The sequence below is a fragment of the Mesobacillus jeotgali genome, from assembly GCF_014856545.2.
Classification (GTDB): Bacteria; Bacillota; Bacilli; order Bacillales; family Cytobacillaceae; genus Mesobacillus.
In genome coordinates this window covers 2,442,146-2,468,985 of the sequence record NZ_CP109811.1, presented here as the reverse complement: position 1 = coordinate 2,468,985, position 26,840 = coordinate 2,442,146, and the positions used below count along the sequence as shown (strand labels likewise).

General features: G+C 42.2%; 30 protein-coding genes and 1 pseudogene. 14 read left to right on the top strand and 17 right to left on the bottom strand.

The window, feature by feature from the left end; translation table 11 throughout:
- Positions 1-23 precede the first annotated feature (23 nt).
- From FOF60_RS12580 to FOF60_RS12570, 3 genes are all read right to left on the bottom strand, one after another.
- Positions 24-1,091 (bottom strand): mechanosensitive ion channel family protein, encoded by a 1,068-nt coding sequence (locus FOF60_RS12580; protein ID WP_192472071.1) that lies wholly within the window; start codon positions 1,089-1,091, stop codon positions 24-26.
- Between the two features lie 216 nt (positions 1,092-1,307).
- Positions 1,308-1,604 (bottom strand): spore coat protein, encoded by a 297-nt coding sequence (locus FOF60_RS12575; protein ID WP_192472070.1) that lies wholly within the window; start codon positions 1,602-1,604, stop codon positions 1,308-1,310.
- On the bottom strand, positions 1,601-1,810 hold the full coding sequence (locus FOF60_RS12570) for a hypothetical protein (protein WP_192472069.1): 210 nt from the start codon (positions 1,808-1,810) through the stop codon (positions 1,601-1,603). The genes FOF60_RS12575 and FOF60_RS12570 overlap by 4 nt, the downstream gene beginning before the upstream one ends.
- 127 nt (positions 1,811-1,937) lie before the next feature.
- On the opposite strand from FOF60_RS12570, the gene FOF60_RS12565 reads away from it, so the two are divergent.
- From FOF60_RS12565 to FOF60_RS12555, 3 genes are read left to right on the top strand one after another with little or no spacing between them, the layout of a single operon-like run.
- The gene (locus FOF60_RS12565) at positions 1,938-2,165 is read left to right on the top strand and encodes a spore coat protein (RefSeq protein ID WP_192472068.1); all 228 of its coding nucleotides are present in this window, start codon (positions 1,938-1,940) and stop codon (positions 2,163-2,165) included.
- Positions 2,165-2,527: a spore coat protein gene (locus tag FOF60_RS12560; protein ID WP_192472067.1), complete on the top strand. Its 363-nt coding sequence runs from the start codon at positions 2,165-2,167 to the stop codon at positions 2,525-2,527. The genes FOF60_RS12565 and FOF60_RS12560 overlap by 1 nt, the downstream gene beginning before the upstream one ends.
- Before the next feature lie 16 nt (positions 2,528-2,543).
- Positions 2,544-3,680, top strand: a complete 1,137-nt coding sequence (locus FOF60_RS12555; protein ID WP_192472066.1) for a zinc-dependent alcohol dehydrogenase — start codon at positions 2,544-2,546, stop codon at positions 3,678-3,680.
- 42 nt (positions 3,681-3,722) lie between these two features.
- Here the strand turns inward: FOF60_RS12555 and FOF60_RS12550 are convergent.
- A pseudogene (locus tag FOF60_RS12550) lies at positions 3,723-4,964 on the bottom strand (erythromycin esterase family protein).
- Between the two features lie 208 nt (positions 4,965-5,172).
- Here FOF60_RS12550 and FOF60_RS12545 point away from each other — a divergent pair.
- Positions 5,173-5,499: an Mpo1-like protein gene (locus tag FOF60_RS12545; protein ID WP_192472065.1), complete on the top strand. Its 327-nt coding sequence runs from the start codon at positions 5,173-5,175 to the stop codon at positions 5,497-5,499.
- A gap of 58 nt (positions 5,500-5,557) precedes the next feature.
- Here FOF60_RS12545 and FOF60_RS12540 read toward each other — a convergent pair whose 3' ends face one another.
- From FOF60_RS12540 to FOF60_RS12525, 4 genes are all read right to left on the bottom strand, one after another.
- On the bottom strand, positions 5,558-6,274 hold the full coding sequence (locus FOF60_RS12540) for a YebC/PmpR family DNA-binding transcriptional regulator (protein ID WP_192472064.1): 717 nt from the start codon (positions 6,272-6,274) through the stop codon (positions 5,558-5,560).
- A gap of 231 nt (positions 6,275-6,505) precedes the next feature.
- A complete protein-coding gene (locus tag FOF60_RS12535) occupies positions 6,506-7,498 on the bottom strand; it encodes an LLM class flavin-dependent oxidoreductase (protein ID WP_192472063.1) in 993 nt (330 codons plus the stop codon).
- A 3-nt stretch (positions 7,499-7,501) separates the two neighbouring features.
- The gene (locus tag FOF60_RS12530) at positions 7,502-7,795 is read right to left on the bottom strand and encodes a DUF3219 family protein (protein ID WP_319801584.1); all 294 of its coding nucleotides are present in this window, start codon (positions 7,793-7,795) and stop codon (positions 7,502-7,504) included.
- Positions 7,796-7,882: 87 nt separating this feature from the next.
- Positions 7,883-8,674: an alpha/beta fold hydrolase gene (locus FOF60_RS12525; RefSeq protein WP_192472061.1), complete on the bottom strand. Its 792-nt coding sequence runs from the start codon at positions 8,672-8,674 to the stop codon at positions 7,883-7,885.
- A gap of 155 nt (positions 8,675-8,829) precedes the next feature.
- On the opposite strand from FOF60_RS12525, the gene FOF60_RS12520 reads away from it, so the two are divergent.
- Positions 8,830-9,978, top strand: a complete 1,149-nt coding sequence (locus tag FOF60_RS12520; RefSeq protein ID WP_192472060.1) for a glycoside hydrolase family 18 protein — start codon at positions 8,830-8,832, stop codon at positions 9,976-9,978.
- A gap of 115 nt (positions 9,979-10,093) precedes the next feature.
- Positions 10,094-12,157 (top strand): metallophosphoesterase family protein, encoded by a 2,064-nt coding sequence (locus FOF60_RS12515; RefSeq protein WP_192472059.1) that lies wholly within the window; start codon positions 10,094-10,096, stop codon positions 12,155-12,157.
- A 126-nt stretch (positions 12,158-12,283) separates the two neighbouring features.
- Here FOF60_RS12515 and FOF60_RS12510 read toward each other — a convergent pair whose 3' ends face one another.
- From FOF60_RS12510 to FOF60_RS12490, 5 genes are all read right to left on the bottom strand, one after another.
- Complete coding sequence (locus FOF60_RS12510) at positions 12,284-12,553, bottom strand: hypothetical protein (protein WP_192472058.1); 270 nt, start codon at positions 12,551-12,553, stop codon at positions 12,284-12,286.
- A 136-nt stretch (positions 12,554-12,689) separates the two neighbouring features.
- On the bottom strand, positions 12,690-12,959 hold the full coding sequence (locus FOF60_RS12505; RefSeq protein WP_192472057.1) for a DUF1292 domain-containing protein: 270 nt from the start codon (positions 12,957-12,959) through the stop codon (positions 12,690-12,692).
- A 105-nt stretch (positions 12,960-13,064) separates the two neighbouring features.
- Positions 13,065-13,979: a CBASS cGAMP-activated phospholipase gene (locus FOF60_RS12500; protein ID WP_192472056.1), complete on the bottom strand. Its 915-nt coding sequence runs from the start codon at positions 13,977-13,979 to the stop codon at positions 13,065-13,067.
- Between the two features lie 123 nt (positions 13,980-14,102).
- A complete protein-coding gene (locus tag FOF60_RS12495) occupies positions 14,103-15,563 on the bottom strand; it encodes an alanine/glycine:cation symporter family protein (RefSeq protein WP_192472055.1) in 1,461 nt (486 codons plus the stop codon).
- Between the two features lie 1,001 nt (positions 15,564-16,564).
- Positions 16,565-17,431: a dimethylarginine dimethylaminohydrolase family protein gene (locus tag FOF60_RS12490; protein WP_225650185.1), complete on the bottom strand. Its 867-nt coding sequence runs from the start codon at positions 17,429-17,431 to the stop codon at positions 16,565-16,567.
- A 162-nt stretch (positions 17,432-17,593) separates the two neighbouring features.
- On the opposite strand from FOF60_RS12490, the gene FOF60_RS12485 reads away from it, so the two are divergent.
- The 7 genes from FOF60_RS12485 to FOF60_RS12455 all read left to right on the top strand — a co-directional run bounded on the left by FOF60_RS12485 (position 17,594) and on the right by FOF60_RS12455 (position 22,746).
- Positions 17,594-17,737, top strand: a complete 144-nt coding sequence (locus FOF60_RS12485) for a hypothetical protein (RefSeq protein WP_192472146.1) — start codon at positions 17,594-17,596, stop codon at positions 17,735-17,737.
- A 13-nt stretch (positions 17,738-17,750) separates the two neighbouring features.
- Positions 17,751-17,897 carry a Fur-regulated basic protein FbpA gene (gene fbpA / locus FOF60_RS12480; RefSeq protein ID WP_192472054.1) on the top strand — a complete coding sequence of 49 codons (147 nt, stop codon included), beginning with the start codon at positions 17,751-17,753 and terminating at the stop codon, positions 17,895-17,897.
- A gap of 63 nt (positions 17,898-17,960) precedes the next feature.
- On the top strand, positions 17,961-18,299 hold the full coding sequence (locus tag FOF60_RS12475) for a MerR family DNA-binding transcriptional regulator (RefSeq protein WP_319801525.1): 339 nt from the start codon (positions 17,961-17,963) through the stop codon (positions 18,297-18,299).
- Between the two features lie 138 nt (positions 18,300-18,437).
- Positions 18,438-19,757 (top strand): ammonium transporter, encoded by a 1,320-nt coding sequence (locus tag FOF60_RS12470; RefSeq protein WP_192472053.1) that lies wholly within the window; start codon positions 18,438-18,440, stop codon positions 19,755-19,757.
- A gap of 85 nt (positions 19,758-19,842) precedes the next feature.
- Positions 19,843-20,802 carry a DUF294 nucleotidyltransferase-like domain-containing protein gene (locus tag FOF60_RS12465; RefSeq protein WP_192472052.1) on the top strand — a complete coding sequence of 320 codons (960 nt, stop codon included), beginning with the start codon at positions 19,843-19,845 and terminating at the stop codon, positions 20,800-20,802.
- Positions 20,803-20,816: 14 nt separating this feature from the next.
- Positions 20,817-21,551 carry an exonuclease domain-containing protein gene (locus tag FOF60_RS12460; RefSeq protein WP_192472051.1) on the top strand — a complete coding sequence of 245 codons (735 nt, stop codon included), beginning with the start codon at positions 20,817-20,819 and terminating at the stop codon, positions 21,549-21,551.
- A gap of 178 nt (positions 21,552-21,729) precedes the next feature.
- On the top strand, positions 21,730-22,746 hold the full coding sequence (locus FOF60_RS12455) for an LLM class flavin-dependent oxidoreductase (RefSeq protein ID WP_192472050.1): 1,017 nt from the start codon (positions 21,730-21,732) through the stop codon (positions 22,744-22,746).
- A gap of 92 nt (positions 22,747-22,838) precedes the next feature.
- On the opposite strand, the gene FOF60_RS12450 is transcribed toward FOF60_RS12455, so the two are convergent.
- Entirely contained in the window at positions 22,839-23,633 is a 795-nt protein-coding gene (locus FOF60_RS12450; protein WP_192472049.1) for a type II pantothenate kinase, read from the bottom strand.
- Between the two features lie 122 nt (positions 23,634-23,755).
- On the opposite strand from FOF60_RS12450, the gene FOF60_RS12445 reads away from it, so the two are divergent.
- Positions 23,756-23,953 carry a hypothetical protein gene (locus tag FOF60_RS12445; RefSeq protein WP_251617425.1) on the top strand — a complete coding sequence of 66 codons (198 nt, stop codon included), beginning with the start codon at positions 23,756-23,758 and terminating at the stop codon, positions 23,951-23,953.
- 133 nt (positions 23,954-24,086) lie between these two features.
- On the opposite strand, the gene FOF60_RS12440 is transcribed toward FOF60_RS12445, so the two are convergent.
- The 3 genes from FOF60_RS12440 to FOF60_RS12430 form a co-directional block, all read right to left on the bottom strand.
- Complete coding sequence (locus FOF60_RS12440; RefSeq protein ID WP_192472048.1) at positions 24,087-25,286, bottom strand: ABC transporter substrate-binding protein; 1,200 nt, start codon at positions 25,284-25,286, stop codon at positions 24,087-24,089.
- A gap of 89 nt (positions 25,287-25,375) precedes the next feature.
- Positions 25,376-26,083, bottom strand: coding sequence for an ABC transporter ATP-binding protein (locus tag FOF60_RS12435; RefSeq protein ID WP_192472047.1), 708 nt, complete (start codon positions 26,081-26,083; stop codon positions 25,376-25,378).
- Positions 26,076-26,840: an ABC transporter ATP-binding protein gene (locus FOF60_RS12430; RefSeq protein ID WP_192472046.1), complete on the bottom strand. Its 765-nt coding sequence runs from the start codon at positions 26,838-26,840 to the stop codon at positions 26,076-26,078. The genes FOF60_RS12435 and FOF60_RS12430 overlap by 8 nt, the downstream gene beginning before the upstream one ends.

Sequence of the window (26,840 nt, the reverse complement as noted above, 5' to 3'; positions counted from 1 at the left end):
AACTCTCTTTTTTCTTATTCTGATCATTCTGAGGTGTAAAAGTTATTTTTATCACCCATTTGGAAGGTTACTGCTGGCAGCTGTATATTTTTATCCACAAAAATCGCTGCTACCATGTGCCTTAATTTACTTTCGATCTTCTCTTTAATTTCAAAGTTAACGACCGGAATTTCGATCAGGAACTCCATTGCCCTGCTGTGAAAATCAATAAAGCGGATATCAGGCTCCGGAGAATCAAGGATGCCATCCTCATTTTCCTTAATTTCATTTACTGCTTGTTCAAGCAGTGCCTGAACCATATGGGTATCTGTCCCAAAAGCGACACTCACCTTTACCTGGGCCATCATTCTTGCACTGGTGCGGTTCTTGACGATCTGCTCAATAAAGTACTGGTTAGGAACAATCAAAGTCCCTTCCTTAGCAGTACGGATAATTGTAGATCTTAAGCGGATATTTTCAACCCGTCCTACCTTATCATTGATCTGAATGATTTCCCCTACCTCAATTGGTCTTTCAAATAAAATAATGATACCCGATACAAAGTTACCAGCAACATTCCTCATGCCAAAACCTATACCAATGCCAAGAACTCCAAAAACAGCCCCGATCGCAGTCAGGTTGATGCCGACACTGGTCAGACTTACAGCCAGTGCGGCAAACATTACGGTATAGTATATGATTTGGTTGAAAGTGTAGCCCAATCCTCTGTCCACTCCGTAGTAATCGTAGACCGAAGATAAAATATACTTATTGAAAAGTTTAATTAACCTGTGCGCCAGCGAAACGATCAGGAAGGCTATGACAATCAGCAAGATTGTTACCTTTACTTCTCCATGGGTATATAGGGGTTCAAATAACCATTCATTCTTTGAGAAGGTCAATAGGAGTAAAATGATGATTCCATAAAAGGTTACCCAGTCCGCAAGCGAGTCGATGATCGGCAGAGATCTTTGCAAAAACCTTGAATCTTTGGCAGCCGAAAACTTAGCAACCCTTTTGATTAGCCAATTTCCTACTATAATGATCACTAAAAATACAGCAAGTCTAATAATATCCTCGCGAGAAATGTCCCTAATGAAAGTATCCACCATGTGTACCACCTGCAATTCCAATATATCAGTCTATTCCTGTAAAACAAGGGCATTAAACTTAACAGGTATAAAAGCAGCAGATCTGGTCTTAAATTCATTACAAAGAATAAAAAGACTGCCTCGGCAGCCTTTCAAGGATAAATATAAAATTCCACTTAGAATAATGTCCAGAGTTCAACGCTTGCTGTGGCTAAACTAAGCCCATGCACTTTTATATTAGTCCGCAAGGTTCAAAGCGGTATCGGCGGTATCCAAATCGACTCTAATTTGTTCCCCAAGGTTATGCGGGTGGTAAAATCCCATTTCAATCATATACTCTGAAATGTTTTCATGAGCTTCTACAGCCGCTCTCAGCTGTTCTCGAAATGCCTCCCTTAATTCGGGTGTAGCAGTTTCCGTGATTGCAAACGAAAGGTTTCGGATTCCTGACTTAATGGAAATCAAATAATCCGTTGCGATTACCTGGTCTGTCATTCCTGCCATGCCCGCCAGATTGTGCAAGATGTTCGTCATGCCCTATTCTCCTCCTTCTTGGTCAATAGCTCCTTCATCCGATTGATATGTGCGGTTGATGCCGCCACTTCATCGGTTAAGATTTCTTTTAGCCGTAAGTCCTTAACAAGCAAGCCCATAGCTGTCGCTTTTGTCAATGTGACGCTTTTGAACGTCATAACCTCCAGCAATTCAAGCGTCTCATGTATACCTAAATATTTCGTCATCAGCAATCTCTCCTATTTCTAAGCTCTCCCTGTTATATTTCCATTAAAACATTCCATTATTCTGACATTCTGTATAAACGCCCTCCATAATTGGAAAATTAGATATGTTCTTACTGGAGGTGAATTTATGGAGAAAGAAACACTTGCCTTCCATGAAACGATGGAAGCTCATGAAATATTGAATTTTAAAACGATCAGTGTCCTTAAATCAAAATTAATGCAGGGTCTCTGTTTTGATAACGACCTGAAAGCATTAATGGAAAAAGATGTTCAACAGTCGATCACAGCAATTGATGAATTAAGAGTATTTTATAAAGGTGCTAGAACAAAACCAACGCAGGAAGGTGAAATCTGATGGAAATGGATTACCTTGATCCCCAGGGTGCTGAGCACATGCCCGAGATGGCCGATGCATCATTTGCGCTGGACTTTCTCCTCTGGATCAAAACTGGTATACACACTTACGGTATTGCCATCACTGAAACAGCCAATGCAGAGCTTAGGAAAACCTTATACAAACAAATGGAACAAGCGATAGACCTTCATGCTGAAGTTTCCGATTTGATGATGAATAAGGGCTGGCTGTACCCCCATGATGTAGGAAAGCAAGTGGAACTTGATTTAAAATCTGCGGACATGGCAGTAAGTATCGGAAAGATGGATCTATTCCCTATTGACACGGATCGGCTTGGAATGTTCGCGACACCAGATAAATAAAGGAGGAATGTCTATTATGAAAGCCGTAACGTATCAAGGGAGCAAAAATATACAGGTCAAGAATGTAAAAGATCCTGAAATAAAGAATTCAGATGACATCATCATAAAAGTAACCGCTTCGGCTATTTGCGGGTCTGATTTGCACCTTTTGCATCAAATGATCCCGAACTTGCCTACAGACTATGTAATTGGGCACGAACCAATGGGTGTAGTCGAAGAAGTGGGACCTGGTGTGAACAAACTAAAGAAAGGCGACAGAGTGATCATTCCTTTCAATGTCAGCTGCGGAGAATGCTGGTATTGTAAAAATGACATCACTTCACAGTGTGATAATTCCAATCCTCATGGAGAAATGGGCGGTTTTTTTGGCTACTCCGAAACAACGGGCGGTTATGCTGGCGGACAGGCTGAATATATGCGTGTACCTTACGGAAATTTCACTCCTTTTAAAATCCCTGAGGATTGTGAAGTTGAGGATGAAAAACTTGTACTTTTAGCTGATGCTGCAGCAACAGCATTGTGGAGCGTTGACCATGCAGGTGTTAAATCAGGCGACACAGTAGTGGTTTTAGGCTGCGGTCCGGTTGGTTTGCTCGCGCAAAAATTCGCCTGGTTCAAAGGGGCGAAGAGAGTAATAGCTGTTGATCATTTAAACTACCGTTTAGAGCATGCAAAAAAGACAAATAAAGTTGAAACAGTTAACATAGAGGAACACCAGAATACCGGCGAATACCTGAAGGAGATCACCAAAGGCGGTGCTGATATTGTCATTGATTGCACAGGCATGAGCGGGAAAATGTCTCCGCTTGAATACCTGGCTGCTGGCTTGAAGCTGCACGGCGGTGCGATGGGTGGTCTAGTCATAGCATCTCAGGCTGTCCGCAAGGCTGGTACAATCCAAATCACCGGAGTCTATGGAGGCAGATATAATGCTTTTCCACTGGGAGACATCTTCCAGAGAAACGTGGATCTCAAAATGGGCCAGGCACCGGTAATCCCTTATATGTCCTACCTTTATGATATTATTTCTACAGGAAAAATGGATCTAAGCGATGTCATCACTCATGTGTTGCCGCTCGACCAGGCGAAACACGGCTATCAAATTTTTGACACGAGGACAGATGGCTGCATTAAAGTGGTCCTGAAGCCGTAAAGCCTAAACAAAAACGTCCCAGTTTCAGGGACGTTTTTAGGTTCATAAGAATATTGGTGATAAGGCTTTGGTTTCATTGATAAAAATAAAGGCATCATATCTTCTGGCAACATAGGATGGAACATAATTGCCCAAGTGTTCGAGCTCAGGATCATATACGACGCCTATGGCTCGGTGGCCTAAAGCACGATCAAAGTCTCTTTCGTTTTCCTGATTGAATAAGATAAACTTATCGAATGCTCCTGCCTGGTGCAAAGCATCCTCCCAGCTTCCAGCCTGGGCATCCGGAACGTCCATTACATGTACAGAACCGCCCCACTGATCAGAAGCAATCACTGTGCCATGGTGTGTTCCAAAACCAATTGCGTAAACATCCTGACCATATTTTTCCCTTAGAATTTGTCCAACATTTATCATGCCTTCATCCGCCATATCTGTTGCCCTTGCATCTCCAATATGGGTATTATGCTCCCATATGATTGCTTTGGCACCTTCCCCATGGGCCTGCACAACTTTTTCAAGAGCGCTCACCATGTGGGTATCACGGATGTTCCAATCCTCTGCACCGCCTTTGGCCATTGCCCGGTAGTAACGTTCAGCGTCCAGCATGACAAGGCTGTTAACCTCCAAATTCAAGTCACCCTCCTGCTCTTTTGGGTAACTCTTCCGTTTTTTCTGAAGATCAATCAGAACCTTTATGACTTCCTCTGTACAATTTTCTCCATAATAAGCTGATGAAATCGCATAATTCTCCCCTCGTCGATCAAAGGGTTCGAAGCAGGAAAAAGCTTGCTTCGCCGATTCGACATCATCAGGCGATATTTTCTCAAGCTGCCTGATGATTTCTTCCATTGACTCCTAAAGGCTGTATACATCAAGACCGTAGAAACCGATTGGTTTTTCTGCAGACTCATTATAGTTCTTTAACCAACTTACAAGTTCAAGTATTTCTTCATTTGCCCACATCCAGGAAGGCCAGCGGTCGAAATCTTTAAGTGCTGTATGAGCGTCGGTGTCACGATACCCTTTAATATATTGATTCACAGTGAAACAAGATGGCCAGTCACCTTCTACAGCAATAAAAGAAAACCCATGGTCTGCAATCAATCTTTTACTGATTTCTGCCCTGATGGTATAGAATTCGGATGTTCCGTGAGAAGCTTCTCCCAGCATCACATACTGTTTATCTGCTGCAGCTTCAACAATTGCGTCGAGGTCATCATATGTATCAAACCTTACTGCATGATTTTTAATAGATTGGACTAGATCGCCTTTTGAAGCCATGGTACACCTCCAATTTAATAGCGTTATCTTCGTTTTGCATGATGAATTAGATTGAACTAGTATGCTTGCTAGCCGATATTTCTCTTGTGGATGCTGACTATTTTTAATTTACCCTTTCTTTCCGCAAGAAATTTGTAGTCTGGACAATTAGAGGAATTTTCAGCATTGTATAGAACTATATTTAGTAAATAATATTAGGAGGTTGACAATGGAGTTTAAAGATTATGAAGAGTTTTGGCCTTTCTATTTATCGCAGCATAGTAAACGTTCAACAAGAGGATGGCATTTTGTTGGCACAAGTTTCGTTTTCGTATTTTTGATCGCTGCTCTCCTTACGTTGAACTTCTGGTTAATATTGTTGGCTCCAGTCACTGCCTACGCATTCGCCTGGTTCAGCCATTTCTTTATCGAAGGCAACAAGCCAGCCACATTCGGCCACCCATTTTGGTCACTCCGTGCAGATTTTCGTATGTACCGATTAATTTTGTTAGGAAAACTGGAAAAGGAACTCGACAAAAATAAATTGGCAGGTTAAATATTTTTCAAAAAAAAACAAACCCATTCAATTTTGAAGGGTTTGTTTTTGCGTTAAATTATACTAAATCAACATTATGGTATACCTGCTGGACATCCTCTAAATCTTCCAGTGCATCAACTAGTTTTTCGAATTGTTCCTGCGATTCTGGGTCCAGAGCAATTTCATTCTGAGGCAGCATTGTCAGTTCAGCAACAGTAAAATCTGTGATACCTGCATTCCTGAATGCCTCCTGGATTGCGTGGAATTGTTCAGGCTCGCCATAAATAATGATGGATTCATCTTCTTCAAGGATATCGCGTGCATCAATATCCGCTTCCATCAATATTTCCAATGCCTCATCAGCAGACTTTCCTTCAAATCCGATTACTGCAGTTTTGTCGAACATATAAGATACAGATCCAGCTACTCCCATATTGCCGCCGTTCTTTCCAAAAGCAGCTCGCACATTGGAAGCCGTACGGTTTACGTTGTTTGTAAGTGCATCAACGATCACCATGGATCCATTAGGACCAAATCCTTCGTATCGAAGCTCCTGATAATTTTCTTCGGCTCCGCCCTTAGCTTTATCAATGGCACGGTCAATAATGACTCTTGGTACATTATATGTCTTCGCTCTTTCGAGGACGAATTTCAGCGCCTGGTTGGATTCTGGATTTGGTTCACCTTGTCTGGCTGCAACATAAATCTCAAGCGCGAATTTTGAATAAACCCTGCTTGTATTTGCATCCTTGGACGCTTTCTTCTCTTTAATGTTGTTCCATTTACGACCCATAAATTCCACTCTCTTTCAACTTATATCAGATCGCTGCAATGTTTATATACATGTTGCAGCATCTTCCCACAGATAATATTATACCTTAAATGGAAGATTTGTTAAGAGGTTAGTATACGGTTAAAGTAGAGTATACATGTCCCAATAGCACTGTTGGAGCACGAATTCAAATAGCCGGATGAAAAAAGTTTCTCAATACGGTTATGGGAACACAAAATGTCCCCCTCGCTGCTAAAGAGTTTCTCCGGCTATCAATTCATATGACCTTATGCGGTCCTCTGGTGAGTATGTGATGGTCAGAATCATTATTTCATCAGCCTTGTACTTCTTATGCAAATCAAGCAATCTCTCTTTTACTTGCATTGGATTCCCGATAATCATTTTCCGCTTCATGTTTTCTACTGTTTGATAATCTTCTGCCGTAAGCTTGTATTTCTTTGCAGCTTCAATCGAAGGTACACCTGATATACCTTCTCCTCTTCCCTGCTGGATGTTCCATATAAGTGAACTTGATGCAATCTCTTCTGCTTGTTCATTGGTTTCAGCACAAATGGCCGAAACAGTCAAAATGGTTTGCGGAGATTTTGTGCTTCCTGGCTTGAAGGCATTATAATATTCTTGCAAAATGTCTTGCGGGTCCTGGGCGCTCATAAATAAACCAAACGCATAAGCCATTCCGTACTCAGCCGCCAGCCTTGCGCTTTTTTTACTCGTGCCCAGAAGCCAGGGTTCTGGACGGACTTCTGGTAAGGGTGCGGCTTTAATTTTAGCTTGTTCGCTGTCTTCCGGATGATTGTCATTGATAAAATGAAGCAAGTCCTTCAATGATTCAGGCAGTTTCCAAACATTTTGCAGGAAGTTATCTGATAAAGCATTTGTTGCTTCTGCAGACCCTCCTGGTGCACGGCCGATTCCGATATCAATCCGGCCTGGGAACAACGTTGCCAGCAAATTATAAAGCTCCGCCACTTTATAAGGTTTGTAGTGTGGAAGCAATACAGCTCCAGAACCTATTCGTATCTTGCCTGTCCTTGCCCCGATATAGGGCAGCATGACCTCCGGTGCTGGACAAGCCAAACCTGGTATATCATGGTGCTCGGCAATCCAGTAGCGCGTATACCCTAATTTCTCGGCAGTCTGTGCAAGCAAAACGGATTGCTCCAATGCATCTCTGGCAGTCTGCTCCGCCGATATGGGCGCCTGGTCAAGTATACTTAACTTCATGGCTTACTCCTTTATTTCCAACAAGGCTAGTTTGAAGGTACCGACCTGTCCGATTTTATATAAATTCGTAACAGAGGTCGAGTACTCGACGATTTTCCCTCTGAAAGCTGCATCTTGCGCAGGAACCTGCACATAAAATTCGTCTTTATATAATAATGTGGTGACATCATGATAATCTTCACTAGTAACGGGGAAATGCACTGAAATTCGCTTTAATCCGCCAGTATTGTCCATTTCAAAATGACTGATTATGATTGTTCGTCCATCTAATATAATTCTGTCAACCAAAATATCCACTCCTATACACTTGCTGAAATCCATTTTAACACTCATGAACTTTAAAGAAAAAATGCCTGCCCTAAGTGGACAGGCTGTTCCGGCTCGTTATATTTTTGCAAGGAAATCTTTCATTACCTTAACAAGTTCCTCAGGCTGTTCATACATGCTCATATGGCCAGCATTTTGAATGACTTTCTTTTCAATATTTTGTCTCGATACAGTAAATGTTTTTTCAGGAGGGATAATTTGGTCCTGTTCACCAGCAATCAGGAGTACAGGAAGTTCTGTTTCCTCTAACACTTTATTCCTCTCTGGTCGGTCCTTCATCGCCATCAATGCACTGACAAGCCCTTCCACCTTAGTCATCATGCCGATTTTGACTGTCTTTTCCAGTTCTTTCGCATTCACTTCTGTGTTATCAGGAGAAAAGAGCTTCCGGGAAAGTCCTTCGATAAATGGTCCAGCACCCTCTTCCTGGATTTTCTTTGCATTGTTTTCCCGGCCTTCCTTTGCTTCTTCAGAATCAGGATTAGCCGTGGAGTGCACCAAGGAAAACCCTTTTAGATATTGTGGGAATAGCTCGGCAAATGCCAGCGTGATATATCCGCCCAGTGAATGACCGAAAAGTGTGACTCTATCCAAGCCTAACTGATCCAATAATTCTTTAATCGTACTGGCCATATCCTCAATGGAATTTTTGTCCTTCCCCATGCCTGACTCTCCATGTCCTGGAAGGTCGAGTGCGATGACTCTATACTCTTTGGCTAAATTGGGAATGATTTGATCCCAATAGTGCTTGCTGCCGGCAAACCCATGTATGAGGAGAATTGGATCACCTTTGCCTTCATCATAAAAGCTTATTTCCGTGCTCTCAGCTCTTACTTTCTTTGAGTCCATATCTTTCCGCTCCTATCATTAAGTTATATATATTATATTCCCTGATTCCCGTTTATTAATCTATTGCTGAAATCGATAGGCTGATATTTCCACAGCTATAACGGTGTATTCTCTGTTACAATTTTGAGGTTGATAAAACACAGGAGGATACCCTTATGAAAAAACGTTTCCTGCCTCTGATGGTCATAATCCTCACCTTCGTGGGCGGTTTTATATCTGGAACACTCTATTCGAATACGCAACAAAGCAAGACGATAGTAACCAGCACTCAGGCTGCACATTCAGCCAAAATACCTGGAGTCAAAAAAGAACCACAATTGAAAAAGCAAGAAGCGAAGGTTTTAATCGGCTATGTCCAGGATTTCAGGAAGCCTGAAGAGATCGATTATAAAAATATGACTCATGTGATTTTTTCCTTCGCTCATCCAAACTCGGATGGCAGCCTGTTAATGAATGGAGATCATGCTGTCAAAAATTTAAGGGCGGTTGTTGCTAATGCAAAAAATCACGATACGAAGGTCATGCTGGCAATCGGCGGCTGGTACCACATTAATGGCGGAGAATCCTATGATTATTTCAAAGCGGCCATTTCCAACTCTGAATCCAGAAAAAGACTAGTTCAAGAGCTTGTGAGTTTTACAGAAAACGAAAAGCTTGATGGAATTGATATCGACTTTGAGCATCCTCGCTCTTTAGAAGATGCCCGCTATCTCGCTTCCTTCGCAAAGGAGCTAAGTGAACAGCTGAAACCAAAAGGTAAAGAACTATCCATCGCTGTAAATGCCAAGGTGCATAGCGTGACAGGGACTGAAATTCACTCTGTCGTGTTCGAGCCATCCATGTTCAAGTACTTTGATCATGTCAATTTAATGGCCTATGATGGCCAATGGGATGGAGAATATAACGCTGCTAATTTATCACCTTACTCTTATTCTTCTAATATAGTAGCCTACTGGACAGCCCTTTTTGACAAGCATGGATTTTCAAGGGAGAAACTGGTCCTGGGTGTGCCGCTCTATGCACAGCCTGAGGATCCCTCGATCAAACAGGTCTCATACGAAGCTCTTATCAAACATCACCCTGCTAATACAGGAAAGGACCAGGTCGAAATGAATGGGACGACCTACCATTATAATGGCCATTCCACATTGAAAAAGAAAACCGATCTTGCCCTCTCACAAAAGCTGGGCGGCATGATGCTTTGGGAAGCGGGATTGGACGCAAAAGGGAACCATAGTGCCACAGCCTTAATCGCAGGAGAATTAAAGAAACAGGAAGATACTCGTTACTATACTAGGAAGTAAATTGAGGAAGCCGCAACTAGCTTCCTTTTCTTTATGGTTCATAGCCTGTAGGACACCGTTTAGTTATTGCATGAATAAATTAGCAGTAAAGAATTCTACGGTGGTGAACTGATGAATGAAATTACCTTCAATCTTATCCGGACCTATCATTAGAAGGGTCGATCCTTCTTCGGTATATATTTGGATCTCATTAAGCTCCAATGTTGAAATCGATGCCAAAATATTTCAGATCGAGTATAGTGGTGACGAAAAGTATCAATATATTCCTTTACGGACACACACTGAGGCAAACACCTTCAAAGCAGGTGACAATCTATATATTTATTTGCTAAAGATTTCTCCTGATCATTCACATTTTCCCCCTTGCACTCTCCTCGGTTATGATCTGTTTTTTAAAAAAGGGCGAAAAGTGCGTACTCTAGACAGTTATAATCTGCTGGACCCTGAAAATCCCCGATCAATCGTATATGGAAACCTTAAGTATCCCTCGTTTACTATAAACCATGAAAGCGAGCCTGATAACTTGCTATATGGCTCTTGCCGAAAGCCTCATGGCCAGGGAGATGATGCCCTTTTTGCAGCAGATGTGCTAGTTGAAAATAAACATCTTGATCTTACAGAAAGGCCCAATGCTTTATTTTTAATGGGAGATCAGATCTATGCTGATGATGTTGCTGATCCGCTTCTTCCCATCATAACGGAACTTGGAAAGGAACTGGCCAGCGACAGTGAAAAGGATAAATTGAATGAACTGATACCGGAAAATTTAAGTCCTAGACTACAGCAGGTGAATGGAAGACAATTCTTAATTGAACACCTCGCCAATTTTTCAACAAGGAAAGGTGATAACCACCTGATTGCTTTTGGTGAATATGCTGCTACGTATTTATTCAGCTGGAGCCCCGAAATTTGGGATTATATTCATGAGAATGAGCTCCTCCTTTCTTTTAAACAGTTAAAAGAAAGCGATAAAATACACCTCAAATTGGATCATGATAAAAAGAGAAAAAAGGAATTATCCAGGCTGGAAGCAAGGTACGAGGAGCAAATGGATAATGTCAGGGACTTTGTAGTCTCACTATCTGCGGCAAGACGCTTAATGGCAAACACGCCAACCTATATGATTTTTGATGATCACGACCTGACAGATGATTGGAATATATCCCATAAGTGGACCTCTGCTGTAAGAGATTCTTCCTTAGGAAAGCATATCATCGGAAACGGACTTGCTGCCTACTGGCTTTTCCAGGGTTGGGGCAATGAACCTGATAACTTTGACCGTGAATTCGTTAAGGAAGTTAAAAGCTATCTAACATCATCCAGCATTGATTCCGCTGGCTATAAGGCTGGGTTGAATCATCTTTGGAACTTTCACTCCTGGCATTTCATTGCTCCGACCAATCCAAAAACAGTTTTCCTTGATACAAGGACCCAACGGGAGTTCGATCCTAGACCGGAGGCAGTTAAACTGGGCAGCTTGATCGAAGAAACAACACGCACGCCGGTATTGATCAGCGAAGCAGGCTGGGAAGATATAAGCCGAAAATTGCTGCAGAGCGGCTGGAGAAGAAAAACGCCCTTGAATATCGTTTCCCCAGCTCCTTTTTATGGGATGGGATTAATTGAATCCTTTCTCCATAAGTATGTATATCCCTTCAAAGTACTGGGTTTCCCCGTCCAGACTACATTTGATTTTGACGGATGGAAATATAATGGTAAAGGCTTTCATGCTTTTATATCTCAAGTTGCTTCCTGGGACCCTGCGTACTCTGTGTTGCTATCTGGAGATGTCCACTTCTCATCATCCGTGAAGTCAGATGTTCAATGGAGTTCTGGTGAAAAACAATCCTTTTATCAATTCACGAGCAGTCCTATTCGTAATGAGAGTTTTACCGGATTATGGGGAGTGTTAATGAAGTCCGTGCTCTGGCTCAACGCAAGTAAACGAAAAGAACAGTCTCTTTACCGCAGCTGTGGGGAAACTTACAACCTCACGCTTGGAAAAAGTGAGGTGAATCCCAAAGAACAGCTTTTATGGGAAGAAAGTATTCAGTATTATTCATTCGAAGATGGCAGCATTGCCGAAACGAAAAACTCCATCGGATACCTGAAGGTTGAGAAAAGCAGACTTGAAAATACCTTGCTCATGACTGTGGATTACGGTGAAAATGTTGAATAATCTAAAACAGGTAATCCTTATAAAAATTTCAGAAGCATAAAATCGTATTTTTTGACGCGATATAACCCAGGGCATTGTGCCGCTGGGTTTTTAAATAAGAATTTATAAATACATTGATGATCCGGATTAAGTGTCGATTTCCTCAAACTCTTTAATCTTTTCAAGCTTTTCTACGAGCACCATGCATTTCCTGTCACCGATTTCATAGATATACATTTTATGGCCGTTCTCTTTAAGGAGCTTCTTGAATTGGATTTCGCCGGATAAGTCATATCCATTCGCCAAGTCAGTAATTTTCTTCAGTATTTGCTCCCTGGTGGGTTCATTAGTAGAGGCTATTTTAATAGGTATGGGTATTCCCTTGATTTTAAAGGTAACAAGGATGACGCTATCCAATGGAATCAACTCCTTCCAAAAAACAATTCGACAAACTCGTTTGATTTCCTTCTATTTACAACTTTTTTACGTGAAGATGCTTGCCTTCTACTAATAATACCAAAAAAAGAGAAAGGATTAACCTTTCTCCTGCTCACTATTCTTCTTCATTCAGCATTTCATCAAACGCGGAAGAAACTTTTTCGAATTCTTCATCCGAGTCAATTGCAGCTAAGTCTCCATCTTCATCTACTTTTAAGAAAAAGATATCAATATCTTCATCCGTTTCTGTTTGCAGATCCTCTACGAAGCTTACCGCTGCATAGTCAGTGCCCTCTATTGTCACAGTCCCAATAACCTCTACCTCTTGCTCCTCATCATTTTCATCACTAATTGTGAATACTTCACCAACTTCAAGTTTTTCCATTGATAGTACCTCCTGTCTTTTTTTACACAGATAGTATTTCAATACTATGTAAACCACATACTGTTTAAGCCTAAGTTAAAAAGAAATTTTTAGCCAGTTTAAAGCCTATTTCCTTGATAAAAAAGAGGCTATTTTGTCTTTATTATCTTGAAAAACCTGACGTCCAAGATTCTTGAGTTCCGCCATATTAGTAAAATCATCAAAAGGTACTTCTTCTGAAAGTTCTGTATTTAGCCGGAGATAATGATCGCCTAGCAAAAGCCGACAGTGATAAGAAACTGATTCAGAGGATAAATCCATCGCAAGATCCAATAATTTTGGGGTAACCTTTAAAGTTGGAAAATGGAAAGGCAGCCATTGTCGGATGCCCCAGTACTTTTCCTCGCCTATGGAAAAATCGATATTCTGTTGGCCAGTTCCAATCGACAGTATATGGATGTCAGCCAAGTCGGTTTTAAAGTGATGCAAAGCTTCCGTCACACAAACCAAAGATGGATTATTAGCCCATAGTCCTCCATCGATTGATAAATATTGATTGTTTACATTGTTGGGTGGAAAGTAGATTGGCGCTGAACAAGACGATAGAACAGCATCCCACAACTTTATTGATAATTCATTTTCGGACGAGTAACCAAAATCCGTTCGATGGATGTAAGGTTTCCCATGTGTTATATCGACAGCCGGTATCAACAAAGGCTTTTCGATATCGCCAAGAGTAACTTCCTTGAAGGCCTGTTTTAACAGTCGACGTAAATACCTGTCACTATAAACACTCTTAAAAAGACCTATTTTGGATTTTCTCACAAATATCTTTTCACCATAAGTCTCGTACCTGCCCATCACCTCTTCCATAGATGTGTTCAAAGCAGCTGAAGCAGCGATGATTGATCCTGTACTTGTTCCTGAAATCACATCAAAGAGTTCACCCACAGGCCTTCCAAACTCTTCCTCTATGGCTTGCAGGATAGCAATCGGGAAAATGCCTCTTATACCGCCCCCATCGATGCATAACATTTTCATGAAATTCCCCCGATTCGAGCTTAATGCTCTCATTCTACCCATTCCACCGGGACAATATAATCAAACCAATTAGTCAAAAAGAAGAGCTGCCCTTTAAAAGGCAGCTCTCCCTATGCAACATTATTAAGAAACTTTTTCCTTATCATGATTGAAGGAATATTCTTCTTCCCAGTATTCAGCATTTTTGATACCGAGTTTTTTGGAATTGAAGACTGGATCAAGTCCTTGTTTTTTCTGCTCCTCATAGTCCTTCAAGGCAATCAATGCCGGTTTCGCGAGCAGGACAATGGCTATTAGGTTGAGCCATACCATCAATCCCAGGCCTGCATCACCAAGCGCCCATGCGAGCGACGCCTCTTTTACGGCTCCATAGAAGACAGCTCCAAGGATAACGATTTTCAGGATGAACATTGGCACCTTGCCGTTTCTTCCTCTAAGGAGATAAGCAATATTAGTCTCAGCCATATAATAGTATGCCATGATTGTAGTGAAAGCGAAGAAGAAAAGTGCTACAGCAACGAATTCAGCACCGAACCCAGGAAGAACCGCATCTACTGCAGCCTGTGTATATCCAGGACCAGCTTCTACGCCTTTTAGGTTTTCGACTATGAATGCCCCGTCAGCACCAACCGTGTTGAACATTCCAGTGAACAGGATCATGAACGCTGTAGCAGAACAAACGAATAAAGTATCGATATAAACAGAGAAAGCCTGGACCAGACCTTGTTTAGCCGGGTGCGATACTTCAGCAGCAGCTGCTGCGTGAGGCCCTGTACCCTGACCTGCTTCATTGGAATAGATACCGCGTTTTACACCCCATGCAATCGCGCTGCCAAGAATACCGCCAAACATTGAGTCAGCACCGAATGCACTTTTGAAGATTAAAGCGAACACCGCAGGAACTTCTGAGATATTCATTCCAATGATGATAAGAGCAACAAGGATGTATCCTACGGCCATGAATGGAACTGTATATTGGGCAACAGTTGCAATCCTTTTAACGCCTCCGAAAATGATTAAAGCCAAAAGAGCGATCACGATAACTCCTGTCACTGTCTTGCTAACGCCAAATGCGTTTTCAAGACCAAGTGCGATCGAGTTAGACTGAATTCCTGGCATCAGCAATGACATTGCCAGCAATGCAGCTATGGCAAAAGCAATAGCGAACCACTTGATACCAAGGCCCTTTTCGATGTAGTATGCTGGGCCGCCTCGGTAGAGACCGTCTTGTTTGACTTTGTAAATCTGGGCTAATGTGGATTCTACAAACGCACTGCTTGCCCCGATAAACGCAATCGCCCACATCCAGAAAACCGCACCAGGTCCCCCCATTGCGATAGCAGTAGCAGTACCTGCGATGTTACCAGTTCCTACACGGCCAGATAATGCGATAGATAAGGCCTGAAAAGACGAAACGCCCGCATCGGAACTTCTTCCTTTAAACATTAGCATAACCATGTCCTTCACAAGTCTAATTTGCAAAAATCGTGTCAGGATTGAGAAGATCAAACCGATTCCAAGAATAATGTAAATAACCGGATTGCTCCAAAGAATCCCATTGAGCCAAGAAACAAAAGCTTCCAAATGAATCCCCCTTTACTAAATTAATTTCTTGCTATTTTGAATTATAAGATAATTAAAGTTAAAGGACAATCAAAATGTGATATTTACAGGAAACATTTTCTTGGTACTGTGTTTTACACGGTATTTTACTGTTGTTCCTGCAAACCTGGATGTAGTTGCCTTAGGTTCGGACAGGTTTTGTCTGATTTATTGAAAAGCTGTCTGAAGCTGCTCCATGTTCAGACAGCTTTTGGTTGATATGCTGAAAAGTTGTCTGAAGTGGCTCCATGTTCAGACAGGTTTTGGCTGAGTTATTGAAAAGCTGTCTGAAGTTGCCCCCTGTTCAGACAGCTTTTGGCTGATTTCCTATAAAGCTGTCTGAAGTTGCTCTATGTTCAGACAGGTTTTTGCTGTTTTCCTATAAAGTTGTCTGAAGTGGCTCCATGTTCAGACAGGTTTTGGTTGATATGCTGAAAACCTGTCTGAAGTGGCTCCATATTCAGACAGGTTTTGGCTGATTTATTGAAAAGCTGTCTGAAGTTGCCCCAGGTTAAGACAGCTTTTGGCCGATTTCCTAAAAAGCTGTCTGAAGTTGCCCCAGGTTCAGACAGGTTTTCGCTGTTTTCCTATAAAGTTGTCTGAAGTTGCTCTATGTTCAGACAGGTTTTGGTTGATTTGCTAAAAAGCTGTCTCAAGTTGCCCTATGTTCAGACAGGTTTTGGTTGATTTGCTAAAAAGCTGTCTGAAGTTGCCTCATGTTCAGACAGGTTTTGGCTGATTTCCTGAAAACCTGTCTGAAGTTGCTCCATGTTCAGACAGGTTTTGGCTGATTTATTGAAAAGCTGTCTGAAGTCGCCTCATGTTCAGACAGCTTTTGGCCGATTTCCTAAAAAGCTGTCTGAAGTTGCCCCAGGTTCAGACAGGTTTTCGCCGATTCCCTCCAAACCTGTCAAAAAGTTTGCCTTATATCCATTCAACCAAAAAAAGCGAGAGACTACTGTCCCCCGCTATTCCATCAAGTTTTAATGCACACGCTTCTCCCGCATAATCGGAAGTGTGCAGCATCTGAACGAACCACCAGATTTGATGATTTCAGTTATATCCACTTCAATTACTTCGAATCCTTTGCTTCGAAGCTGTTCATTAACTCCTTTATTCACTGGCAAGCTCAAAATTCTTTTGTTTCCGATCCCCAGCACATTTGTTCCTAGAGTAAATTGTTCTTCCTCGCTCACGTCAATTAAATCATAGCGTGAGCTGAATAATTTAATATCTTCCTCCGTCAATGCCGGTCGGTAAATCAGGGCTACCTCTGGTGATACAACATTGAATACGCAGTCGAGGTGCAAATACTCCGCCTTAAACGGAATGGCTTTAACTTTAAAAGTCGGAAGCAATCCTTGCAGGTGATCTGCTGCTTGTTGGTTGGTTCTGTTGCTCAAGCCTACATATACAGTGTCTTGATCGATGACTACATCCCCGCCTTCGATTTGATCACCGATTAAATTGTAGTAGGAGATCCCTTCATCCTCGAGCCACTGTTTCAGGACATCCTCCTCACCCTTTCGCACATCGCTGGCCATATCCGCAACAAAAACCGTTTGGCCGAGAGTAAACCCGATATCCCTCGTAAAGACTTGCTCCGGGTATTTTTTGTGGTATGGGAGCAGAATGACCTCCACACCGTAATTTTTCAATGTATTCACGAATTCATTGTGCTGTTCCAAGGCAACTTCTATATGTATGCCTTCATCCTTGAAATGTTTCTGGGTTTCATTTATTACTTCGCGAATTGTCATATACTGTGGCTGACAAAGAATGACTTTCTTAAGTACGTCATATTCATTTATGACATACCCTCTATTTTCGGGGTGCATATTTTGTTCCATCCTCATTCCTCCTAATGAACAAATCATTATAGGTTTTCCGGTTTTCACTTGAAACATTACTTAACTTTGAAAAATCCTGTCAGATATCCTGACAAAGCTGCTGAATTTTTAGCAGGAATTCTTTACGCTTGAAAAAATGTACCACAAATCGAGGAGATGAATATGGAAAGTCGGAATGGATTGGAATTGGCTCAATTGATTATCATGGTTGATCTTTTTCGGGATGAATTGTATGAGGAACTTTTGAAAAGGCACGGCAACGACGCTTTTGAACTGTTACGTACTGCTCAGAATGAAACTTATTAAGGAGGGATTCATTGTGTCCTTGCATTTGCGTACTGCCGTAGAAAAACTAAAGGACCATTATATCCAGCATTTGATCAAGTCAAAAATGACCAATGAAAGCGAAGAGGAATTAAGAAAGCTAACATTAACTGAATTGAAAAACTTGATAAATGGGTTTTAGCCAATTTACAAATCGATATATCATGTGAGAAAATATAACATATACTATTAAAAGTGAAAAAGTGTGGTGAATGAATTGGCTGCAGACCCTTCCTCCTACAAAGAAAAGAAAGTGATTACCATTGGAATTGTTAGTGAGTTGACCGGTCTTTCAGAACGGCAAATACGATATTATGAAGAAAGGAAATTAGTTTTTCCCGATCGGACTCCTGGCGGAAGCAGAAGATATTCATTCCTGGATGTCGAGCAATTAGTTGAGATTGCCAATAAAATTGAAGACGGTGTCCAGACATATGAAATTAGACAAGAAATGATACGGAAAAAGAAGCAGACTGATGAAGAAGCTCACAAGAAAATGATTCAGGGACAATTGAATGCCAGATTTGGAATACGCAAATATTGACGATAAAACCTTCCTGTTTGGAGGGTTTTTCTTTTTGGCGAAAAAAGTTATGTAAGGTTTTCTTACATCGTTGTAGATTGATTAATAAATACATGCGACAATACAAACTACATTCACAATTTGAAAGGGGACGAAAAAATGGATACGGTATTTTTAATGAATAGCCTGTGGGTTATGATTTCCGCGGTTTTGGTTATTTTGATGATTGGAGGTTTTATCCTCCTTGAAACAGGATCCACACGAATGAAGAACGCCGGCCATATTGCCGGAAAAACGATTCTGACTTTTGGGATCTCATCAATTGTTTTCTGGGCTGTAGGTTATGGACTTATTTTTGGGGAAGGTAACTCGATTATGGGTTTCTCGAACTTTTTCTATTCTGGCTACGATGTAGAAGGCTTAGGACTTTCAGGTGCTGTATTCTTTCTGTTCCAGCTGGCTTTCGCCGGGATTTCCTTAACGATTGCCTTTGGCGGATTTGCTGAGAGAGCAAAATTGTCTGTATATCTCGTCTTTGCACTTCTATTCTCAGTTTTAGTTTATCCGTTCATTGCTCATTGGATATGGGGCGGCGGCTGGCTAGCAGAACACGGTAAACAGGATTTCGCTGGTTCAACTGTAGTCCACCTGACTGGAGCAATGGCGGCACTGGCTGCGACCATCCTCCTGAAGCCGCGTATTGGTAAATTTAATAAAGACGGTTCAGCTAATAATATTGAAGGTCACAATCAGGTTTTCACAGCATTGAGCGTATTGTTATTATGGGTTGGCTGGTTCGGATTTAATGCAGGAAGCACCGTTTCTGTTGATGGAGCATTCTTTGGGTTTGTTGCTCTAAATACGAATCTTGCGGCAGCTGCAGGTACTGTTGCAGCCATGCTAATCTCCTGGATTGTTTTAGGTAAAGCGGATGTTCCGATGATGCTGAACGGAGCGCTCGCAGGTCTAGTGGCCATTACGGCATCCTGTGCTTTTGTGGATACTTGGGCATCGGTTGTCATCGGGCTTATTGCTGGCATCCTTGTTTTCTACAGTATTCGCTTCTTTGAAAGCAAAAAGATAGATGATCCTATCTTTGCGCTATCAGTCCACGGTACTGCTGGTGTATGGGGAACTTTATCAACAGGATTCTTTGCGACCCCTGAGCTAGCCACAGTCGGGAATCCTGGATTGTTTTATGGTGGCGGTTTTGAACAGCTAGGAGTACAGGCGCTGGGAGTTGTGGCCTCAGGTGCTTTCGCTTTCATAGTATCTTTTATCATCTTATCGATTATGAAAATAACAATGAAGGGCTTGCGGGTAACAGAAGAGGAAGAAATTATCGGCCTGGATATTAGTGAACACGGAAGCTATGGGTATCCGGAATTGGTCAATAAAGAAGCAGGAGCTAAGGTAACAATGGATGCCACCTCAACATCTAATGTCCCTTTGAGTTCGCAGCAACCATCTGTCAATTAGATTATTGAAGTTTCATGTATTGAGCGGCGGCCCTATTGTGGGCCAGCCGTCTTTTGATGAATGGAGAAAGGAGGACGTCCGAATTATGGACTTCGATGACTATTCAAATATAAATGCAATAAGAGTTAAAGCGCTTTCTGACGCAACTTTTAGCAATGAACAATTAAACCATTTCCATGACTTGATCTATGATCAAGTCATATCAGCTGCAGTAAGCAAATTGTTAAAAGAATACGGGAGCCCCCCTTCACCTTTCTGTTTCTTCGTCATGGGCAGTGCTGGACGGATGGAGCAATCTATTTGGAGTGACCAAGACCACGGTCTTGTTTTCAAAACTAACAGTAAAGATGCACAGGAGTACTTTTTAAAGCTAGGTAAAGAGATTTCTGAAGGATTAAAGCTGGCTGGCTATAAAAAATGTTCCGGCTCTGTTATGGCCAGCAATCCATTGTGGTGTAAATCGCTGAAGGATTGGGAGAATCAAATCGGACTTTGGGCTAGTGAATCTACTTGGGAGTCAATCCGATATTTGCTTATATTTGCCGATGCCAGGACCATCGACGGCGATCATAGTCTATTAAATATCTTGAAAGAAAAAGCCTTTCACGAAGTTAAAAGAGAGCAATTGCTGTTAAGAATGCTTCATAACACAATGTTTCTTAAAAAAGGGGTTGGATTACTTGGTCAGCTGCTTGTAGAAACTCATGGCCCCTTTACTGGATCCCTTAATCTAAAGGAGACAGCGTTTTTCCCATTTGTAAATGCAGCAAGGCTGTTGTCATTTTACGAAGAGATAAAAGAAACTTCGACTTTGTACCGTATTAGCCTTTTATCTGAAGCCGTGATGCCACATAAATATAAATCTTTGTTCAGCAATAACTTCTCTGCATTGCTTGACTATCGCCTTAAACATGGAATTCATAGGGATTATGACTCCGAACATTACGTTAATATCAATAAACTTACTAAAGATGAAAAGAAAGCATTAAAAGAAATCATTAAAGTGGGTGAACTATTTTATGAACATGTCAGAAAGCTGTTTTAAAGGATGTAAGTTTTATGGGAATGAATGATATGATTCGTTTCTTTCGGCTAATGACCGGAAAGCTCGGATCGAACATCTATGCCGGAATGCCAATCCACTCGAATCCACAACAAATGTCATTTTTAAGACAGCTGCAAAAGGAGATGAAGAAGGAAAATACCCTCGCTTGTCCGTTGGAAGAATTGCCTGTCGTAGTTTTTGACCTTGAGACAACAGGTTTTTATCCTGAAAAAGGCGATAGGATCATCTCTATAGGAGCTGTAAAGATAATTGGTTCCACAATACTTGAAAATGAGGTTTTCTATTCATTAATCAATCCAGAAATTTCAGTACCAACTGATGTCCTGAAGCTAACTTCTATTACTGAGGAAGAGCTCTTGTCTGCCCCGAAAACTTCACAAGCCCTGATGGAATTTTTACACTTCACAGGCAGCTCAGTACTTGTAGCTCACCATGCAAAACATGAGCAAGCCTTTATGAAGAAATACACAAGCAGTCATTTGCGCTTACATTTTGAACATAGAGTGATTGATACTACATTTTTAATAAGAATATTCCAGCCCGTTGTCAATTCCCTGCCTTTGGAACAAATTTGCCTTGAGTGCGGGATTGAAGTGAAAAATAGGCATCATGCACTGGCGGATGCCAAAATGGCAGCGAAACTTTGGGCATTCTATATAAAAAAAGCCCGCGAGCAAGGCTACCATAACTTGCGGGAGGTTTATGAATACCTATCTTTAAAAAGATAAGCTTGTTCATCGTATCCCTCCCCACCCCTCTCTTTTAAATGTCCTCATTCCTTTTATCTCCAAACATTTTATTTTGATTACCGAAAGATTCTTGTTACTATTGAATAGTATAAACGCTGGGAATAGGAAAAATGATAATCCTGGCGGTGAATATTATCCAATAAAGGAAGTTGAAAAAATGACCGACAACAAACGATTAAACGATATAAAATACTCCGTGCTCGACTTGGCTCCAATTCTTGAAGGCGGCACAGCTGCAGATGCGTTCAAAAACACACTGGATCTTGCCCAGCATGCTGAAAAATGGGGCTATAACCGCTATTGGCTAGCAGAGCATCACAACATGCCTGGTATCGCAAGTTCTGCTACGTCCGTTGTGATCGGCCATGTTGCAGCGGGAACAGGCTCCATTAGAGTTGGCTCTGGTGGCATCATGCTTCCTAACCATGCTCCCCTTGTCATCGCTGAGCAATTCGGAACACTTGAATCTCTTTTCCCGGGCCGCATTGACCTTGGTCTCGGACGCGCTCCAGGAACTGACCAGGTGACCGCCTATGCCCTGCGTCGTGAACGCCGCAGTGATGGTCAGGATTTCCCGGAGCAATTGGATGAACTTCGAGCTTATTTCAATCCGGAACTCGATTCGCAATATCGCAGTGTAAGGGCAATTCCAGGTGAAGGATTGAACATTCCAATCTGGCTATTGGGCTCCAGCGGATACAGTGCGCAGCTTGCGGGACAACTCGGATTGCCATTTTCATTCGCCAGCCATTTCTCGCCGGAAAATACATTAGGAGCATTAAAGCTTTACCGCAGGAACTTCCAGCCTTCAGAAGTTTTGCAAGAGCCTTATGCAATGGTGGGCGTTAACGTGATTGCTGCCGAAACGGATGAGGAAGCAGAATTCCTGGCAACATCCATGCAGCAGCAGTTCCTGAACCTGTTCAGGAATAACCCAAGTCCTTTACTGCCTCCTGTTAAAAACCTGGAAAATCAGCTGAGCGACTATGAAAAAATGCTCCTAGACAGCCGTATCGGTTCTTCTATCGTCGGGAGCCCTGAAACGATCAAGACCAAACTTCAGGAATTCCTGGATGAAACACAGGCAGATGAAATGATTATTAACGCACAAATATTTGATCATCAAGCCAGACTGAAATCTTTCGAAATTGTTTCTAAGGTTTTTAAGGGTTAGGAAGAACATCATCATAGCAAGAGGAGAATCTAAAGCTAGATTCTCCTCTTTTTATATTGGCCTGTTTTTTCTGAATGTCTCAGATTATCTGATTATTGCCCCGATTGCCCCGCTGAATTCCCCGTTTTGCAAAAGATTGGATCCAGGCCTGACATTTTACAATAGAAGTCCAGGCTGTCTTGCAGTGGATTATTGCCTGCCAGCGTACTTCCTATGAAAATGACTTTCTTAATTTCGTGCAAAGCAGCAGTTTGTGCGGTCAGAAGGGTGATGGTCTCTGCCATCATATTCAAAAAAGAAGCCATTTTGTCGGCTGGCGAGCTTGAATTGATTCCTTCTGTTTTGGCAAAGTTGCTTGCCGTCAGTTCGCCAGGTATCGGTGGTTCTTCCGGATGATAGATATCCTTCACCAGCAGGTCGACATTTCCCCTTCGTCCTGAGGCAGACAAGCTAACCAGATTTGCGAAATCGCTGGAATCAGCCAAAAGCTTCCCCATGCCCATAAAAGTTCCGCCGCCGATTCCGCTGCCAAGTACTCGGTTATAGCTTTCACCATCAATTTTGATCCAGGAAATGCCGGTGCCAATATTGATGAGCAAGGATTTTTCACCCCTAGGTAATCCTTCCTTCATCATGAAGTAAGTCGCCCCTTCACATGCTGCGGTGAATTCATCGATAATCTCTGCTTCCGGAAAAAATTCCGATTTAATTTTACTGGCTCTCCCGCCTGTCAGAAAGATCCTTTTATTTGTGGAGACTATTTTCAGCCAGCCTAATGCTTCTTCCATTTGCCCTATCGGTTGTTTGCGAAAATGTAATCTGCCATTTTCCTGATATGCAATTTTAATTAATGACCCTCCAGCGTCTATGCCGATCCTATTATTCATAAGGTCGCCCCTTCCATGAAATTCAACCTTTATACCTTATTGTAAGTTTTCAGGAAACTAGAAGGCAATAAGAAAAGCGCAAGCGCCTTGGTCAGCCCCGACAAGCGCTGGAGGTCCGCCCGGTGAAGTCGCTCTTTGACTTCATCGGGCGGACCGAAATCGAAAAGTATAGCCGACTGTACAGAAACGCAGAAACTGGAGACTCCGACAAAGAAGCGCTTTTTGCTTCTGCCGGCGGAGTTGAAGTTTCGGAGTTTCTAGGAGGCGACACTAGACATGCGACTCGAGGGGCTAGGTGCTGGAGCTGGACACTAATCTAAGTAAAAAAATTTATACTTTCTTTCTAATCCAAAGAAAAAGCGGCATTTAACTGCCGCTTTTTCGTCTTGTAATTCTACTATTTATTATCAAGAGCAGGTTTATATAAACCTATCAGGGTTAAATGGCAACCTTTTAATCTGCCTTGATTGGCACAACTTTTCCATCCTCAATTGCTGCAACGATCAGCTCACCTTCAAATCCGCCGTTCGGGTCAATCTTAGGAATAACATAGACATGTTTGTCTTCTGGAAGGTTATCCAGGCCATCCTGCATATGCGCCATGATTTTTTCAGGATCATCTACGGACCCTGCGGCTTTTATCGCTTCTGCAAAAACATGCATGGCAATATAATTCAAGCCTGCTTCTGACCCGGGATCTTCGTTATATTTGGCACGATAATTTTTCACGAATTCCGGAATACCAGGACTGTCAGAATCCACAAGCGGCATGACTCCAATTGCTCCATTAAGTACATCGTAGCTGCCAGTAACCTTCTTCATTTCGTCGAATTTTGCCTGGTCCATAACAATAAATCCGCCTTTGAAGCCAAGTTCCCTCGCTTGTTTGGCAACTTTTGCGGTTGGCTCGGACGGTCCGCCGATAAATAATACATCAGGCTTCTCCTTCAGGGCATTTGTAATAATCGTGAAGAAATCGGTATCTTTCGCGAAATCGATAGAAGAGTTATACACGACTTTACCGCCCGCTTCTTCCCAGTGAGGCTGCAGCTTTTCTGCCCAATCCTTCCCATATTGTGAAGCAGTCGGAAGAAAGGCGATTTTCTTGCCGAATTTCTCCATTGTATAATTAGTGAATGGCTCGAGATAGCCATCATAACGAGGAGGTATTCTGACCGTTAATTTATTGCCGCCCTCTGTTACCTTGGGTTCACTTGTGTAGGCGCCAATAATGAATTTTTCCTGCTGATTAAACACCTGCATTGCAGCCACCCCGCCACTGTGCGGTGTGAAAATAATCGGCGTCTTGTTCTCCTGCATCAGTCTCTTGGCATTCGCTCCCGCTTCATTAGGCAAATATTTGTCATCCAGGGAGACAACATTGAATTTGTATTTCTTGCCATTTACTTCTACTCCGCCAGCATTGTTAATTTCCTCGGCTGCCATCTGGACACCATTCAATGTACGTTCTCCGTAAAAGGCTGCCGGTCCGCTTAACGGCCCGGTATATCCAATATTAATCGTTCCTTCTCCTGCTTCAGCATCTCCATCTGTTCCTCCTGTATCTGTTTTTTCAGAGTTATTGCAAGCGGCAAGGCTGAAAATCAAAGCAAACATCACACTTAAGACTAATAACAGTTTAGACTTCTTCATTTGCTTTCCCCCTTAATATTGTTTTCCTAATATTCAGAAATATTATTGTAGACCGCTTCGCAACCACCTCCCTAATGACAGAAGTTGTTCTAGGCACCGATATAAGCTTTCTTAATCTCATCATTCGCGAACAGTTCCTCGGAAGTACCTTCCAGGACAACCTCTCCGTTTTCAAACACATAGCCCTTATCTGCAATTTTCAACGCAGCATTGGCATTTTGTTCCGCAAGCAAAATCGTGGTACCCTCGCGATTGATGGTTTTGATCACTTCAAACATCTGCTCAACAATCAACGGGGCGAGCCCGATGGAAGGTTCGTCGAGAAGCATCAGCTTCGGTTTTGCCATCAGTGCTCTGCCAATTGCAAGCATTTGCTGCTGTCCTCCGCTCAGTGAACCGGCCATATCATCCTGCTTTTCTTCTAAAATAGGGAAAAGTTCAAATACATGTTTCATCGACTGCCTTATCCCTTTCTTATGCTTTCTATGGACATAGGCCCCCATCTTCAAATTCTCTTCTACTGTCATTGAAGGGAACAGTTTACGCCCTTCTGCACACTGGACAATGCCTGACTGGACAATTTTATCAGGAGAGCGTTTGTTAAGAGGTTGGCCTTCAAATTCGATACTTCCAGCAGATGCTTTGTTCAGCCCGCTGATCGTCTTGAATATAGTGCTTTTCCCTGCCCCGTTCGCCCCTAACAAAACAACGATTTGACCAGGATGAACCTCCAAATGAACATTCTGGACAGCTGTGAAGCTTCCGTATTTTACTGAAACATCCTGCAGTTTAAGCACTGGCACTCCCTCCCAGATAAGCCTTGATGACAGCAGGATCATTCCTGATTTCGTCTGCAGTACCCTCAGCGATTTTTTCTCCGTAGTTGAGCACCATGATCTTATCTGCCAGCTTCATGATCATTTGCATTTTGTGCTCAATCAGACAGACAGTGATCCCGCTATCAATCATTTTCTTCATCAATTGAGCGAGCCCCTCTGTTTCATCAGGATTGACGCCCGCTGCAGGCTCATCAAGAAATACGATTTCCGGTTCCGTCGCGAGGGCCAGCGCAAAGGCCGTCCGCTTCTTCTCTTCCTGAGTCAGGCTTCCAACCAATTTCCCGGAAACCTTCTCCAATCCGGTAAAGCGAATCACTTCAAGAGCTTTTTCACGGCACTGTTCCTCTTCTCTTTTTAACCTCTTTGATCTTAAAACGGCATCAAGTAAATTTGATTTTGTCCTTAATCTGTGTCCGACGATTACATTGTCTAATACAGTTGACTGTTCGAACAGATTGGTTGTTTGAAAGGTGCGCGCGATTCCCAATTCAGCTATTTTATTAGGAGGCATATTGGTGATATCCAGACCTTTCAGAATAATGCTGCCTGAGCTCGGAGGATGGAAGCCGCTGATTAAATTAAAAAAGGTTGATTTACCGGCACCATTAGGTCCGATAATGGCATTGATTTTACCCTTTTCAATGGAGAAATCAACATTGTTAACTGCTGTCAAACCGCCAAATTTCTTTGATAAATTCTTTGTTTCAAGGAACAT

Coding starts and splice junctions, on each gene's coding strand:
- FOF60_RS12470 (WP_192472053.1), top strand. CDS start 18,438: ATGGATACGGTATTTTTAATGAATAGCCTGTGGGTTATGATTTCCGCG.
- FOF60_RS12500 (WP_192472056.1), bottom strand. CDS start 13,979: ATGAAAATGTTATGCATCGATGGGGGCGGTATAAGAGGCATTTTCCCG.
- FOF60_RS12565 (WP_192472068.1), top strand. CDS start 1,938: ATGGAGAAAGAAACACTTGCCTTCCATGAAACGATGGAAGCTCATGAA.
- FOF60_RS12430 (WP_192472046.1), bottom strand. CDS start 26,840: ATGTTCCTTGAAACAAAGAATTTATCAAAGAAATTTGGCGGTTTGACA.
- FOF60_RS12460 (WP_192472051.1), top strand. CDS start 20,817: ATGGGAATGAATGATATGATTCGTTTCTTTCGGCTAATGACCGGAAAG.
- FOF60_RS12505 (WP_192472057.1), bottom strand. CDS start 12,959: ATGGAAAAACTTGAAGTTGGTGAAGTATTCACAATTAGTGATGAAAAT.
- FOF60_RS12515 (WP_192472059.1), top strand. CDS start 10,094: ATGAAATTACCTTCAATCTTATCCGGACCTATCATTAGAAGGGTCGAT.
- FOF60_RS12540 (WP_192472064.1), bottom strand. CDS start 6,274: ATGGGTCGTAAATGGAACAACATTAAAGAGAAGAAAGCGTCCAAGGAT.
- FOF60_RS12570 (WP_192472069.1), bottom strand. CDS start 1,810: ATGACGAAATATTTAGGTATACATGAGACGCTTGAATTGCTGGAGGTT.
- FOF60_RS12455 (WP_192472050.1), top strand. CDS start 21,730: ATGACCGACAACAAACGATTAAACGATATAAAATACTCCGTGCTCGAC.
- FOF60_RS12560 (WP_192472067.1), top strand. CDS start 2,165: ATGGAAATGGATTACCTTGATCCCCAGGGTGCTGAGCACATGCCCGAG.
- FOF60_RS12580 (WP_192472071.1), bottom strand. CDS start 1,091: ATGGTGGATACTTTCATTAGGGACATTTCTCGCGAGGATATTATTAGA.
- FOF60_RS12490 (WP_225650185.1), bottom strand. CDS start 17,431: ATGGAACAAAATATGCACCCCGAAAATAGAGGGTATGTCATAAATGAA.
- FOF60_RS12485 (WP_192472146.1), top strand. CDS start 17,594: ATGGAAAGTCGGAATGGATTGGAATTGGCTCAATTGATTATCATGGTT.
- FOF60_RS12545 (WP_192472065.1), top strand. CDS start 5,173: ATGGAGTTTAAAGATTATGAAGAGTTTTGGCCTTTCTATTTATCGCAG.
- FOF60_RS12465 (WP_192472052.1), top strand. CDS start 19,843: ATGGACTTCGATGACTATTCAAATATAAATGCAATAAGAGTTAAAGCG.
- FOF60_RS12525 (WP_192472061.1), bottom strand. CDS start 8,674: ATGGACTCAAAGAAAGTAAGAGCTGAGAGCACGGAAATAAGCTTTTAT.
- FOF60_RS12520 (WP_192472060.1), top strand. CDS start 8,830: ATGAAAAAACGTTTCCTGCCTCTGATGGTCATAATCCTCACCTTCGTG.
- FOF60_RS12535 (WP_192472063.1), bottom strand. CDS start 7,498: ATGAAGTTAAGTATACTTGACCAGGCGCCCATATCGGCGGAGCAGACT.
- FOF60_RS12440 (WP_192472048.1), bottom strand. CDS start 25,286: ATGAAGAAGTCTAAACTGTTATTAGTCTTAAGTGTGATGTTTGCTTTG.
- FOF60_RS12555 (WP_192472066.1), top strand. CDS start 2,544: ATGAAAGCCGTAACGTATCAAGGGAGCAAAAATATACAGGTCAAGAAT.
- FOF60_RS12450 (WP_192472049.1), bottom strand. CDS start 23,633: ATGAATAATAGGATCGGCATAGACGCTGGAGGGTCATTAATTAAAATT.
- FOF60_RS12575 (WP_192472070.1), bottom strand. CDS start 1,604: ATGACGAACATCTTGCACAATCTGGCGGGCATGGCAGGAATGACAGAC.